At 65.3% G+C, this 13768-nt stretch carries 10 protein-coding genes and 1 tRNA gene; 9 read left to right on the top strand and 2 right to left on the bottom strand.

Annotated features, from left to right (window positions below; all coding sequences use genetic code 11):
• Positions 1–2 precede the first annotated feature (2 nt).
• From thiL to MTR66_RS15430, 3 genes are all read left to right on the top strand, one after another.
• Complete coding sequence (gene thiL / locus MTR66_RS15440) at positions 3–953, top strand: thiamine-phosphate kinase (RefSeq protein ID WP_243922686.1); 951 nt, start codon at positions 3–5, stop codon at positions 951–953.
• Positions 954–1103: 150 nt separating this feature from the next.
• A complete protein-coding gene (locus MTR66_RS15435) occupies positions 1104–3197 on the top strand; it encodes a sodium-translocating pyrophosphatase (protein ID WP_243922645.1) in 2094 nt (697 codons plus the stop codon).
• A 157-nt stretch (positions 3198–3354) separates the two neighbouring features.
• Positions 3355–4509 (top strand): GNAT family N-acetyltransferase, encoded by a 1155-nt coding sequence (locus MTR66_RS15430; RefSeq protein ID WP_243922643.1) that lies wholly within the window; start codon positions 3355–3357, stop codon positions 4507–4509.
• 227 nt (positions 4510–4736) lie between these two features.
• Here the strand turns inward: MTR66_RS15430 and uvrC are convergent, their stop codons facing one another.
• Both uvrC and MTR66_RS15420 read right to left on the bottom strand, forming a co-directional pair.
• Complete coding sequence (gene uvrC / locus MTR66_RS15425) at positions 4737–6680, bottom strand: excinuclease ABC subunit UvrC (protein ID WP_243922641.1); 1944 nt, start codon at positions 6678–6680, stop codon at positions 4737–4739.
• A 55-nt stretch (positions 6681–6735) separates the two neighbouring features.
• Positions 6736–9588 (bottom strand): TonB-dependent receptor plug domain-containing protein, encoded by a 2853-nt coding sequence (locus tag MTR66_RS15420; RefSeq protein ID WP_243922639.1) that lies wholly within the window; start codon positions 9586–9588, stop codon positions 6736–6738.
• A 239-nt stretch (positions 9589–9827) separates the two neighbouring features.
• Here MTR66_RS15420 and infA point away from each other — a divergent pair, with 239 nt between their 5' ends.
• The 6 genes from infA to MTR66_RS15390 all read left to right on the top strand — a co-directional run bounded on the left by infA (position 9828) and on the right by MTR66_RS15390 (position 13352).
• Positions 9828–10073 (top strand): translation initiation factor IF-1, encoded by a 246-nt coding sequence (gene infA / locus MTR66_RS15415; RefSeq protein WP_007014967.1) that lies wholly within the window; start codon positions 9828–9830, stop codon positions 10071–10073.
• Complete coding sequence (locus MTR66_RS15410; RefSeq protein WP_327194514.1) at positions 10054–10677, top strand: Maf family protein; 624 nt, start codon at positions 10054–10056, stop codon at positions 10675–10677. Before infA ends, MTR66_RS15410 begins: the two co-directional genes overlap by 20 nt.
• The gene (locus tag MTR66_RS15405) at positions 10670–11644 is read left to right on the top strand and encodes a ribonuclease (protein ID WP_243922637.1); all 975 of its coding nucleotides are present in this window, start codon (positions 10670–10672) and stop codon (positions 11642–11644) included. The genes MTR66_RS15410 and MTR66_RS15405 overlap by 8 nt, the downstream gene beginning before the upstream one ends.
• Positions 11641–11808 (top strand): DNA gyrase inhibitor YacG, encoded by a 168-nt coding sequence (locus MTR66_RS15400; protein ID WP_243922635.1) that lies wholly within the window; start codon positions 11641–11643, stop codon positions 11806–11808. Before MTR66_RS15405 ends, MTR66_RS15400 begins: the two co-directional genes overlap by 4 nt.
• Before the next feature lie 99 nt (positions 11809–11907).
• Positions 11908–11983 (top strand) — tRNA-Phe (locus MTR66_RS15395).
• A 148-nt stretch (positions 11984–12131) separates the two neighbouring features.
• On the top strand, positions 12132–13352 hold the full coding sequence (locus MTR66_RS15390; RefSeq protein WP_243922682.1) for a tyrosine-type recombinase/integrase: 1221 nt from the start codon (positions 12132–12134) through the stop codon (positions 13350–13352).
• Positions 13353–13768 lie beyond the last annotated feature (416 nt).

Raw genomic sequence — 13768 nt, 5'->3', positions numbered from 1 at the left:
GGGTGACCAGCGAATTCGCCCTGATCGAGGCCTTGCGCGGCATTGCCGGTTCGCCTGCCGCGCGCGGGCTGATGGACGATGCGGCGGTTATCGAGATCGGCGGCGCGAAACTGGTGCTCACGCTCGATACGCTGGTCGAGAGCGTGCATTTCCTCCCGGACGATCCGCCACAGGACATCGCGTGGAAGCTGGTGGCCGTGAACGCCTCGGACGTTTCGGCCAAGGGCGCAGAGCCGCTCGGCTGCCTCTATTCGCACGCGCTGGGCGAGGATGCGTGGGACCACGCCTTCCTCGACGGGCTGGCGGAGGCCTGCGCGCATTTCCGGATGCCGCTGCTGGGTGGCGATACCGTGCGGATGCCCGAAGGCGCGCCGCGCAGTTTCTCGCTGACGGCGCTGGGGCGCACGGATGGCGCCGTGCCCGCGCGCAGCGGTGCCAAGGCGGGAGACCGCGTCTGGGTCAGCGGCACGATCGGCGACTCGAGGCTGGGGCTGGCGGTGCTTACCGGGCGCGCCGCTTCCCCCGAAGCTGGCGAATGGCTGGCCGCACGCTACCGCCGCCCCGCGCCCGAAACACGGCTGGGCCCGGCGCTGGCCCCGTGGGTTTCGGCGATGATGGACATCTCGGACGGGTTGCTGATCGACGGGCAACGCATGGCCGGGGCCAGCAGTGTGGCCATGACGATCGCCGCCGATCTGGTGCCCTTGTCCGCCGCCTTTCGCGAAACGGCGGGAGAGAGCCTTGAGGACCGGCTCATGGCGATGACGGCGGGCGACGACTACGGCCTGCTGTTCACTGCCCCGCCCGAACACACCGCGCAGATCCGCGAAGCCGCAGCAGCGCTGGCTTGCCCGGTAACGGCCATCGGTACGGTAACGGCGGGCGAGGGAATTTCGCTGGTTCATCAAGAACAGCCCGTGCCGCTGCCGGAGAAACTCGGTTACCGGCATTAACGGCAGCCGCGATTTGATCCGGCGCAACGCATCGTTACGTAAAATCCAAGATAAGCCGCTTGCCAGTCCCCCGGCTTGTCTATAGCCCTTTCGCCTTCGAACGGGAAAACCCGTCGAAATAGCGAAAACATATTGGGAAGGGGGCGTTCTGTGAATCCAGTCACGATCGCAATTGTCCTGGGACTGCTGGCCATTGTCTATGGCTTCGTCACCAGCCGCCAGGTGCTCGGCTCTCCGGCCGGAAACGCAAAAATGCAGGAAATCGCAGGGGCCATTCAGGAAGGCGCGCAAGCCTATCTGAAGCGCCAGTACTCCACCATCGCCGTGGTCGGCGTCATTGTCGCGGTGATCATTGCGCTGACGCTGACGTGGATTTCGGCCATCGGCTTCGTCATTGGCGCGATCCTTTCGGGCGTGGCGGGGTTTATCGGCATGAACATTTCAGTGCGCTCCAACGTGCGCACCGCCGCCGCCGCGCAGACCGGGCTGCAACCGGGCCTGACGCTCGCCTTCCGCGCGGGCGCGATTACCGGGATGCTGGTGGCCGGGCTGGCGCTGCTCGCGATCGCAGTGTTCTTTTGGTATCTCACCGGCCCCGGCGGGCACACCGTGGGCGGCGAGGACCGCACCGTGGTGGAAGCGCTTACTGCCCTCGCCTTCGGCGCTTCGCTGATTTCGATCTTCGCGCGTCTGGGCGGCGGTATCTTCACCAAAGCCGCCGACGTCGGCGCCGATCTCGTCGGTAAGGTCGAGGCGGGTATTCCCGAGGACGATCCCCGCAACCCCGCCGTGATCGCGGACAACGTGGGCGACAATGTGGGCGACTGCGCCGGCATGGCCGCCGACTTGTTCGAGACGTACGTCGTCACCGTGGGCGCCACCATGGTTCTCACCGCGCTGCTGCTGAAAGGCGCGGACAACCTGATGGGCCTGATGGCCACCCCGCTGCTGATCGGCGGCGCGTGCATCGTGACTTCCATTATCGGCACGTACTTTGTTCGCCTTGGCGGCGGGAAGAACATCATGGGCGCCATGTACAAGGGCTTCCTTGTCACGGCGGTGCTTTCGATCCCGGCGATCTGGTTCGCCATGCAATATACGCTGGGCGACATGGAAGCGGCCATCGGCGGCAACGCCTTCAACGGCCGCGTGCTGTTCTACTGCGCGCTGCTGGGGCTTGCGATCACCGGGCTGATCATCTGGATCACCGAGTACTACACCGGCACCGAGTTCCGGCCGGTGAAGTCGATCGCCAAGGCCTCCGTCACCGGGCACGGCACCAATGTGATCCAGGGCCTTGCCATCGCCATGGAAGCGACGGCGCTGCCGACGCTGGTGATCGTGGCGGGCATCGTCATCGCTTACCAGTTCGCCGGGCTGCTGGGCATTGCCTATGCCGCCACCGCGATGCTGGCGCTGGCGGGCATGGTCGTGGCGCTCGACGCCTATGGCCCCGTGACCGACAACGCGGGCGGCATTGCCGAAATGGCGGGGCTGGACGACAGCGTGCGCGAAAAGACCGACGCGCTCGATGCCGTGGGCAACACTACCAAGGCCGTGACCAAGGGCTATGCCATCGGCTCGGCGGGCCTAGCCGCACTGGTGCTCTTCGCCGCCTACACCACCGACCTTCGAGAGTTCTTCCCCGGGCTGACGGTGAATTTCAGTCTGGAGAACCCATACGTGATCGTCGGCCTGCTGCTCGGCGCGCTGCTGCCCTATCTGTTCGGGGCGATGGGTATGACCGCCGTGGGCCGTGCCGCCGGGGACGTGGTGGTGGACGTGCGCGACCAGTTCGCCGCCGATCCCGGCATCATGGCGGGCACTTCCAAGCCGGACTATGCCAAGACGGTGGACCTTGTCACCAAGGCCGCGATCAAGGAGATGATCCTGCCCTCGCTGCTGCCGGTGCTGGCGCCGATCGTGGTCTATTTCGTGATTGCCGCCGTGGCAGGGTCCGAAAACGGCTTTGCCGCGCTCGGCGCCCTGCTGCTGGGCGTGATCGTGGGCGGATTGTTCGTCGCGCTCTCGATGACTTCGGGTGGCGGCGCCTGGGACAATGCCAAGAAATACATCGAGGACGGCAATCACGGCGGCAAGGGCTCCGAAGCCCACAAGGCCGCCGTGACGGGCGATACCGTGGGCGATCCCTACAAGGACACCGCGGGCCCGGCCGTGAACCCGATGATCAAGATCACCAATATCGTCGCCCTGCTGCTTCTGGCAGCCATGGCGGCGGGTTGATAACAGCCCTGACGGCTGAACCTTCGAACGGCCCCGCCGGACTTGTCCGGCGGGGTCTCTTTTTGGGACGGTCCTCCGTAACCGTTAGCCTTTCCTTGAGGCTGAGGGGATAAGCTCTCCTCGCCCCAGCCCCCAAAACACCGGGACATCAAGGACATTGGCCAGCACTGCACAGCTTGAATATGCGGCAGCGGCACCTGCGCCTGACAGCGCCGGGGAGCTGTCCTGCGTTCCCTGGCGCGCGCTGGAAAGCGAGATCGCGGCTTGGGACCGGCTGGCCCTGCGCGCCAGCGAACCCAATCCGTTCTTCGAAAGCTGGTATCTCCTCCCCTCGCTGCGGCACTTGTCCGGGACCGGCGCGGTCTCCATCCTGCGCTTCGAGCAGGACGGCGAACTGGCGGGGATCCTGCCGGTGGTGCGCGCGGCGAAGTACTATCGCTGGCCGGTGCCGCAGATCGCCACCTGGCTCCATGCCAACAGTTTCTGCGGCATCCCGCTGATCGCCCGCGGGGCCGAGACGGCCTTCTGGCAAGCCGTGCTGCACTGGGCGGACAGCGAGCCCGGCATGGCGCTGTTCCTGCACTTGCGCGGCCTCGCGCTCGGCGGGCCGGTACACCGCGCACTGGAAAGCACGACGGCGCGCGAGGGACGGCAGGCTGCGCTCGTGCATCGCGAGGAGCGGGCCATGCTCTCCTCTCCGCTTGCGCCCGATGCCTATCTGGAAGCCTCGCTGTCCGGCAAGAAGCGCAAGGAACTGCGCCGTCAGGCCAATCGCCTTGCCGACGAAGGAGAGATCGCCTTCGCGCGCCGGACCGATGACGCCGGGCTCGGCGCGTGGTGCGAAGCGTTTCTCGCGCTCGAAGCCGCGGGCTGGAAAGGCAAGGCCGGATCGGCCCTCGCCAGCGCCGAGGCCACCGCCGGGCTGTTTCGCGACAGTCTGGAAGGCGCCGCCGCACGCGGGCGGCTGGAGCGGCTGACGCTGACGCTCGACGGCAGGCCCATCGCCATGCTCGCCAGCTTTCTGACCCCGCCCGGAGCCTTTTCCTTCAAGACCGCGTTCGACGAAAGCTATGCCCGCTTCTCGCCGGGCGTCCTGCTCCAGCGCGAGAACCTGCGCATTCTGGAGCATCCCGATATCGCGTGGAGCGATAGCTGCGCCGCCAGCGACCACCCGATGATCGATCACCTCTGGCGCGAACGGCGCGCTGTCGGCCATGTCTCGGTCGCCATCGGCGGTGCGCTGCGGCGCGCGGCGTTCCGGCGGTTCGTGGCGCTGGAGACGAAGCGCAGCCCGGTGGCGGCCGAAAGCTAGTGTGATGGAAACGCAGTTCGTGGCACAATTCGTCGCCCCCGCCCTTCGGCTGGCCGACAGGCCGGCCGCTCAGGATAAACTGCCCTTTGGGCAGGCGGGGGCCCCGCTACCTTTTTACGCTATGCGGCAAAAAGCGGGATCCCCGCCTGCGCGGGGATGACGGAAAATAGTGATACGAACTTCAGTTCCACCACACTAGGGCTGAATGTCTATCCGTCCTAGTCCCCTCACCCCGACGGGTGATAGAAATCGTAGATCGTCTGGGCCACCGCCGCGCTGACGCCGGGCGCGCGCTGCAAGTCTTCCAGACTGGCCGCACGCACTTTGCCCGCCGTGCCGAAATGCAGCAGCAGCGCACGCTTGCGGGCCGGGCCGATACCGGGGATCTCGTCGAGCGGGCTGGCAGTGATCGCCCGGCTGCGCTTGTCGCGGTGGGCGCCGATGACGTAGCGGTGCACTTCGTCGCGCAGGCGCTGAAGGTGGAACAGCAGCGGCGAGTTCACCGGCAGCATCTTCTCGCGCCCGTCGGGGAAGTGGAACACCTCGCGCCCCTCGCGTCCGTGGTGCGGGCCCTTGGCGATGGCGATGAGGTTGACGTCCTCGATCCCGAGTTCCTCCAGCGCGTCCTTCACCGCGCTCATCTGGCCCTTGCCGCCGTCAATCAGCACCAGATCGGGCCAGGTGCCGCTCTCGCGCTCGGGGTCTTCCTCCTGAGCGCGGCCGAAACGGCGGGTCATGACTTCGCGCATCATCGCGAAGTCGTCATTGGTCTGCGCGGACTTGATGTTGAACTTGCGGTACTGGTTCTTGATGAAGCCTTCCGGCCCCGCCACCACCATGGCGCCCAGTGCCTTGGTGCCCTGAATATGCGAGTTGTCGTAGACTTCGATGCGCTGCGGCACATCGGGCAGTTCGAGGAATTCGGCCAGCTCGCGCATGATCTTCGCCTGCGTGCCGCGCTCGGCCATGCGGCGGTCCAGCGCTTCCACGGCATTGCGCGTGGCCTGCTCCATCAGCCGCCTGCGCGAACCGCGCTGGGGCACCGAAATCTCGACCTTGCCCCCGGCCCCTTCGCGGAAGGCTTCGGCCAGCAGCTCGCGCTCGGGCAAGTCGCGGTCGACGAGAATCGTGCGCGCGGGCGGCACTTCCTCGTAGAACTGGGTGAGGAAGCTTTGCAGCACCTCGTCCTCGGTCAGCCCTTCGGTGTGGGTGGGGAAGAAGGCGCGGTGGCCCCAGTTCTGCCCGCCCCGGATGAAGAAGGCCTGCACGCCGATCTGGCCGTTCTTGCTGGCAAGCGCGAAGATATCGGCGCTGTCCAGCCCCTCGGCATTGATCGCCTGGCTGCCCTGAATGAAGGTCGCCGCGCGCAGGCGGTCGCGCAGCATCGCGGCGCGTTCGAAATCGAGCGCTTCGGCGGCTTCGGCCATCTGCGCCTCGATCTTGCGCTGCACCGCGCTGGACTTGCCGCCGAGGAAGTCCTTCGCCTCCTGCACCAATTCGGCATAGCCCGCCTCGTCGATGCGGGCCACGCAAGGGGCGGAGCAGCGCTTGATCTGGTAGAGCAGGCAGGGCCGGTCGCGCCGCGAAAAGAAGCTGTCGGTGCAGCTGCGCAACAGGAACAGCTTCTGCAGCGCGTTGATCGTGGTGTTCACCGAACCGGCGCTGGCGAAAGGGCCGTAGTAATTGCCCTTGGCCTTGCGCGCGCCGCGGTGCTTCATGATGCGCGGATAGGCATGATCGGCGCGCAGCAGGATGAAAGGGAACGATTTGTCGTCCCGCAGCAGCACGTTGTAGGGCGGGCGGAAGCGCTTGATGAGCTGCGCTTCGAGCAGCAGCGCCTCGGCTTCCGAATTGGTGGTGACGATGGTCATCGAGCGCGTCTGGCTGACCATGCGCTGCAGCCGGATCGGCAGCTTGTCCCACTGCACGTAGTTGGCCACGCGGTTCCTCAGCACCCGCGCCTTGCCGACGTAGAGCACGTCCCCGCGCGCATCCTGCATCCGGTACACGCCGGGCCGCGAAGGCAGCGTGCGCACGGTATCGCGGATCACTTCGGCCCCGGTCTGCAGATCGGGCTGCTCCGACCCGCGCAGGGTGTACGACGCCCGCTCCTCGTTGAAACGTTCGAGGCCCTTGGGGTGGTCAGGAGTTCCGGCAGGAGTACGCGCCATCGCCGCGAGATAGGACGCGCGGCGGCGAAACGGTAGCCCTGCCGGAACGTTGTCCTCAGAACCGCTTGCGCAGATCGATGCCGATCACCCGGCCCAGCGGCTCGCGGAACGCCGCCTGATAGGCGATCGGCACTTCGCCATTCTGGTCCGTCACCTTTTGGCGGGAATCGAACAGCCGGTCGACGGTGAAGGACACCCGCGTTCCCTTGAGGAACGGCACCCGGTCGATCAGGCTCTTGCGCTGGTCCAGATCGACGAACAGCCGCACGTTGGCCACAGTGTAGGCCCCGAAGCGCAGATCGGAACTGCCAGGCAGACCCGTGCCCAGAACCCGCGAGGGCGCGTTCCATTCGCCCCGGATGCGCAGGCCGAAGCCGTTCTTAAACATGCCGCCTTCGAACTCGATCGCATGACGCCCCACGCCGCCCGAGCCGATGGCGTTACCGGCAAGCTGATCGAGAACCGGCACGCCCGGCGCAATCGTTACCCGGTCGGTAAAACGCCAGGTATGATAGACAGAGATGTTCCAGCGCCCCCCGCGCGGCGGGCCGGGACGGCGCATACCGCCGCCGCCGGGCGCCCGTGATGCCGTCTGCCCGCGCGCCTCGCCGGACTGTGCAGCGCCCGCCCCGTTGTCCGCACGGCACATCCTCTCGCGCATCTGCGCCAGACGGGCCTGATCGATCTTGCCGTCTTCCCCGCGCAGCCGCTCGGCCATCCTTTCCGGCAGAGCGGCGAGATCGGGCGTTTCCCCGGTGCAGACCGCCTTGCGGATACGCGCGAACTGCTCTGGATCGAAGCGCGGCGCGGCCGATCCGTCCACCGAACAGGCCCGCGCGCGGAACTGGGCGAGCTTTTCCGGATCGGGCTTGCCATCGGGACCGGCGAGACGGCTGCGCAAGCGCTCGGGCAAAGTGGAAAGATCGGGTTCAGCGCCCGGCGTACAGAGCTGCTTGCGCACTGCCTCGAACCGTGAACGGCCCTCGCCCGGTCCGGCGCCATCCGGAGATCTGTTCTCAGGCCGCACGGGGGGCGGAGCGGCGGCCGGTTCGCGGCGGGAAGCGGGCGCACTGTCGCTGCCCAGGCTGCCCCACAAGTTGATGCCCCAGCGCAAGCTCGAACTCGATACCTCGTCATAAGTGACGGCGCGCCGGTCGATGGCGGTCAGGTTCCCGGCTCTGTCCCGCTCCACCCGGTCCTGAAAAGCCTGTTCGATCGCGGGCGTCAGCAACGGGAACGATTGGGTGACGTTGCTGGAACGGTTGCGGAAATATTCCGCGATAAGGCTCGAACGGCGGAAGAACGGCAGTTTCCATTGCGCGGACAGCTTGATGTCCCGCTGCTTTTCCTTGCGCAGGTTGGGATTGCCGCCCGTCGTCACTGTTACCAGCGCGGTTTCCGCCTTGTCGAAATCGTAGATCGCGACATTGTAGCTCTCCACCACCGGCGCGCCGAGTTGCGAGAGCGATGGCGCCGCTTCGTCGACGAGATAGCTCGCCTGGAAGGTCAGAGTGTCCGTGGGAGACCAGGTGAGGCCCGCGCTCCAGTCCTTTAAAGTGCCGAAGTCGGACAAGTGATCCAGCCCGCCGCTGAAGTTCAGCGAGATGTCCCCGACGGCACCGAGGAATTCGTCACTGGTGAGCGGCAGCGCCAGATTGAGCCCGCCCTGCACATCGCCGCGCCGCAAAGTGACAGCACCCAGCGTATTGCGGCTGTCATCGCTGCGGGTGCGGCTGAAATCGTACCCGGTCTTGACCGTAAGGCTGGCATCACCGGCGGGCATGCGGAACGGCTGGCCCGAAAGCGTAGCCAGGCTGGTCAGCGAAAGCGCCCGGTTCGTGGCGATATCCACGCCCGCTCCCGGCACGAACGGCAGCGCGCCGTCCAGCGCCAGGTCTCCCGCGGCCGCGGCATCCTCCAGCGCGGACGTATCGCGCCGCCGGTCTACCCGCGTGTTCGTATCGGTATAGCTGCCATCGCCCGTCACATTGAGCGTCCAGTCCCCCAGCATCGTGGAGAACCCGAGGCTGGCATCGAATTCGTCCGACACGATCCGCGAGGTCAGCGGATCGGGCAATGTGCGCAGAACGCTCTGGCCGCCATAGGTCAGCAGCGCCGTATCCAGCCCCGACCATGATGCCGACTGGGTATGGGTATAGCCGCCACTGGCCGTCAGCGAACCGCCCAGGCCGTTCTCGCCAAGGCCCTGCGTCATCGTGCCTTCGAGAGTGAACTTGTGATTGGACCCCTTCAGGCTGCGATAGCGGGCCGGATCGGGATCTCCGGCCACAAGCGGGGCGTCCGATTCGGCCTGCCTCACGTTCCGCTCGGCCTCGGTCAGCATCGTCGTCTCGTCGAGCTTGGCCGTCACGTTGTAGCGGCGCGGGCCGGAAATCTTGAACAGGCCGCTTTCCAGCTCGAAATTGTCATAGCCGCCGCGGTCCGGGCGGTTGTATTCGCCCGATGCCGTGGCGGCGGCGAACTGATCCTTGAGGATGATGTTCACCACCCGCTGGTTCGCCGGATAGCCGAACCGCAGCGCCACTTCCTCGGGCAGGACTTCCATCCGCCGGATGGCCTCGGGCGGGATATTGCGCATCTCGCGGAAACTGGTGATACGCTGCCCGTTCACGAGGATGACCGGGCGCCCGCTCCCGCGCCCGCGCCCGCTCGTCGTCTGCGGCGAGATCGCATCGAGCAGATCGGCTATGGAATTCGCGCCGTAGGAGGCGATATCCTCTTCCTCGAATACCTGTACCGGCTGTTGCGGCACATCGATCTGCCCCCGGATACGCGGGGACAGCACAAGGATTTCATTGCCATGGACCTCCAGCGGGTCCTTCGTCTCTTCATTCTTGATCAGCGGGGGATCCGCATCCTGCGCAAATGCACCGGCCGGAATACACAAACAGCTCGCAAGACTGAGCAAAGGGAGGGAACGCACCGCAAAGAATCTCCGCCAACATAGTCATGTCCCATCCCAGTCACGCTGATGCCGCCCCCCTTCGCAGCGGGCAAGCACGCGCTGCGTAACATTTTGTCGCAGTGTATCTTTCCCCGCGCTGAACCGCGAAGTCTTCCATTTTTGCCGCGCCGCAGCTATGTGGCGCCGCGATGACACCTCAGAACAACGGATATTGATCGCCAATGGCGAAAGAAGAACTCCTTGAGATGCGCGGCCGGGTGGTCGAACTCCTGCCCAACGCCATGTTCCGCGTAGAACTGGAAAACGGCCACGAAATCCTCGGCCACACCGCAGGCAAGATGCGCAAGAACCGCATCCGCGTGCTGGTGGGCGACGAGGTCCTCGTCGAGCTGACGCCCTATGACCTTACCAAGGGCCGTATCACTTACCGTTTCATGCCTGGCCGCGGTGGTCCCGGTCAGTACTGAGGCCCCTGCCGGGGAAGCCCTTGCAGGCAGCCCCGCCCTCCGGCTCATTCTGGCCTCGGCCAGCCCGCGCAGGCGCGAACTGATCGCACGCCTGGGTCTGACGCCGGACGCGATCCAGGCCGCCGACATCGACGAAACCCCGGCTCCGCGCGAAGAGCCGCGCGCTTATGCCCGGCGCATGGCCCGCGAAAAGGCGCTGGCCGTTCCCTCTGCCGATGCTTTCGTGCTGGCCGGAGACACGGTTGTCGCCTGCGGGCGCCGCATCCTGCCCAAGGCGGAAGACGAAGCCACCGCGCGCGCCTGCCTGGCCCTGCTTTCAGGCCGCCGCCACCGCGTGCTCTCCGCCATTGCCTTGCGCGCGCCAGACGGTTCGCTGCGCGAGCGCCTGTCCGAGACCGTAGTGCGCTTCAAGCCGCTCTCGCGCGAGGAAATCGACACGTACATCGCGGGCGGCGAGTGGGACGGCAAGGCGGGCGGATATGCCATCCAGGGCAGCGCCGAAGGCCTCATCGCATGGATTTCGGGCAGCCATTCCGGCGTTGTCGGCCTGCCCCTGTTCGAAACCCGCGCATTGCTGAAATCGGCAGGATTCGCGATTGGCTGAGTGGCTCGTCGAGGACGGGATCGGCGAAAGCCGCGCGATCCTGACCCACGGCGGCGAAGTGCTGGCGGCCCGCCTCGAATGGCCCGGACGGCTGACCGCCGGTGAAGTCGCCGACGCGGCGCTTATCGCCCGCAGAGCGGGATCGCCGCGCGGCACCGTGCGGTTCGCCTCGGGCGAAGAAGCGCTTGTGGACGGCCTTCCCGCTGCGGCCAGCGAAGGAGCCCCGGTCCGCGTGCAAGTCACCCGCGCCGCCATGGCGGAAACCGGCCGCTTCAAGCGCGCGCAGGCCCGGGCCTGTACCCTGCCGCCCTGCCCGGCGCCTTCCCTCGCAGAGGCCCTGCGAGCCAGCGGCCTTCCAGTGCGCATCGTCCGCCGCTTTCCGGACGATCCCTGGCCCGAACTGGTGAGCGAGGCGCTGGACGGCGTGATCGCTTTCGAAGGCGGAGCGCTCGTCGTTACGCCCACGCCCGCCATGACGCTGATCGACATCGATGGCACTCTGCCCCCTCCTGCGCTGGCCCTGGCCGCCATTCCGGCCATAGCCAGTGCCATCGGCCGGTTCGACCTCGCAGGCTCGATCGGTATCGATTTCCCCACGCTGGAGCGCAAGGACAGCCGCCGTGCCGTGGATGAGGCTCTGGCCTCCGCTCTGGACCACTGGCCCCACCAGCGCACCGCCATGAACGGTTTCGGCTTTGTGCAGCTTGTGGCCCGGCTGGAGCGCCCTTCGCTGCTGCAGCGTGTCCGCAGCGATCCTGCCGGTGCCGCCGCGCGCCTGCTGCTGCGGCAGGCGGAGGCCGTTGCCGAACCCGGCGTGCTGCTGCTCACCGCGCCTCCTGCCGTGCGCGCCGCGGTCCTGCCGCAATGGGAAGCCGGTCTTGCCCGGCGCACCGGCCGCACCCTGCAATGGCGCGAGGAACGCACCCTTGCACTCGGCGGCGGATTCGCGCAGGCCGTCGCCCCATGATTCCGTCCGAGAAGAAATGCCCCATCTGCGGCAAGCCCCGTAAGGCCGAATACGCGCCGTTCTGCTCGAAACGCTGCCGCGACCGCGATCTCCTGCAATGGCTGGGGGACGGTTATGCCCTGCCCGGCCCACCCACCTTTCCGGACATTCCACAGGACGATTGAAAATTCCTCTCGATTAGGGGGTTGCCAAGCCCGTCTCGCTTCGCCATAGGCCCGCAACCAACCGCTCGCCGGTCCCCACGGACCGCTGTTCGAAGCGATGCCCGGGTAGCTCAGTTGGTAGAGCACATGACTGAAAATCATGGTGTCGGCGGTTCGATTCCGTCCCCGGGCACCATCGCCCCCTCCGCAGGGGTCCGATGATGTCCATACAGGTCCACGAAAACAACGGTTTTCTGCGGTATTTCAAGAGCTGATTGGCCAGGATCGTCTCCTGCCGTCCGGTTGAATCCTGCCCCCTTGATGGTATCGAGCCCAATACCATCATGGCGCTCACGTTCGTTGCAATTAAGAACGCAAAATCAAGGGTTAAGCCCTACAAACTTGCCGACAGTGCAGGCCTGTATCTCCTCGTCATGCCCAACGGAGGTCGGCTGTGGCGCATGAACTACCGTTTCAACGGCAAGCAGAAGACATTGGCTTTCGGCTCATTCCCCGATGTCTCGCTTGCCCGGGCCAGAGAGAAGTGCATCGAAGCCCGGGAGACCCTTTCTGATGGTATCGACCCAGTGGAAGCTCGCAAGGAGCAGGAACGTACCATCAGGGCCAAGTCGGAAGAGACCTTCAAACGGATCGCCGAAGAATGGCTGGACCGCCTCGAGCTTGAAGGCCGCTCTCCTGCAACGATGACCAAGATGCGCTGGCTTCTGGACTTCACCTACCCTGGAATCGGGGATCGCCCGATCGCCGATCTCACTGCGCCGGAAATTCTCGAGGTGCTGAGAAAAGTCGAGGCGCGGGGCCGCTATGAGACTGCAAATCGCCTTCGTGGTACCATGGGTACAATTTTCCGCTTCGCGATCGCCACCGGTCGCGCCCAGCGGGATATAACCTTCGACCTCAGGGGCGCGCTCATCACGCCCAAGACGAAACATCATGCCGCTATACTGGAACCTAAAGCACTGGGAGCACTCCTGCGGGCAGTAGAGGGCCATGACGGTCAACCCGTGGTAACAATCGCTCTTCGCATGACGCCCCATGTTTTTGTGCGGCCGGGCGAATTACGTACCGCTGAGTGGTCGGAATTCGACATCACAGATCGGGTCTGGACGATCCCGGCCGAGAAGACGAAGATGCGCAGGGTTCACAAGGTGCCTCTCTCAAAACAGGTTCTCGGATTTCTGGAGGAACTGCGTCCTCTCAGCGGAGACGGCCAGTTTTTGTTTCCCAGCGTTCGCTCCCCTTCCCGCTCAATCACAGACAACACGTTGAACGCGGCACTCAGAAGGCTGGGCTATTCCAAGGACGAAGTCACTGCACACGGCTTCCGGGCCACGGCGAGCACGCTCTTGAATGAAATGGGAAAATGGCATCCAGATGCTATCGAAAGGCAGCTTGCCCACGTCGAAAGCAACGAAGTTTGCAGGGCCTATGCACGAGGTGATCATTGGGCCGAGCGCAAGAAGATGATGCAATTCTGGTCCGACTATCTCGACTCGCTGCGAACAGGGGCAAAAGTGTTAAAAGGCAACTTCAGGAAAACATGAAGTTTTCCCTCGCGAATACCTCATCACAAGACCAAATACGTCAGTTCGGGATTTGATAGCTGGAAGTCACTTGGACCGATTGCTATCCGGTAGGCGTCTCCGCGCTGTGGACTAAAAGCGACCGAGTGCCGTCGCGCAGAGACAACCCTGCGGCTTGGCTGAATTGCTCGCCTTAGCCTTTCACCGCGTGGAACGTCACAGAGGCTGAACGCCAGGCTGGGGCGTTCTGCCGTTTCACGAAAAATGATGGTGCCCCCTTCACCGCCAGAGTGCCATTTCCAGCTTTAATTCGTCGCGTCTAAAGGGAGGCATCCGACCACCCGCCTCCCTACGCAAAGCCCGCCTGCAGATCGCAACCAGAGGACAATGCACCTGTCCGGCGTCAGCGCCCATGGCACAGATTAGGGGTTGAGATT

The sequence above is a fragment of the Novosphingobium beihaiense genome (assembly GCF_022832375.1).
GTDB lineage: Bacteria > Pseudomonadota > Alphaproteobacteria > Sphingomonadales > Sphingomonadaceae > Novosphingobium > Novosphingobium beihaiensis.
The sequence above is the reverse complement of the archived record's forward strand: the minus strand, read 5'-3'. Positions and strand labels throughout refer to the sequence as shown.

What these genes read in the sequence shown, in the direction of transcription:
- uvrC (WP_243922641.1), bottom strand. Translation starts at nt 6,680, where the DNA reads ATGGCGCGTACTCCTGCCGGAACTCCTGACCACCCCAAGGGCCTCGAA.
- infA (WP_007014967.1), top strand. Translation starts at nt 9,828, where the DNA reads ATGGCGAAAGAAGAACTCCTTGAGATGCGCGGCCGGGTGGTCGAACTC.
- MTR66_RS15400 (WP_243922635.1), top strand. Translation starts at nt 11,641, where the DNA reads ATGATTCCGTCCGAGAAGAAATGCCCCATCTGCGGCAAGCCCCGTAAG.
- MTR66_RS15390 (WP_243922682.1), top strand. Translation starts at nt 12,132, where the DNA reads ATGGCGCTCACGTTCGTTGCAATTAAGAACGCAAAATCAAGGGTTAAG.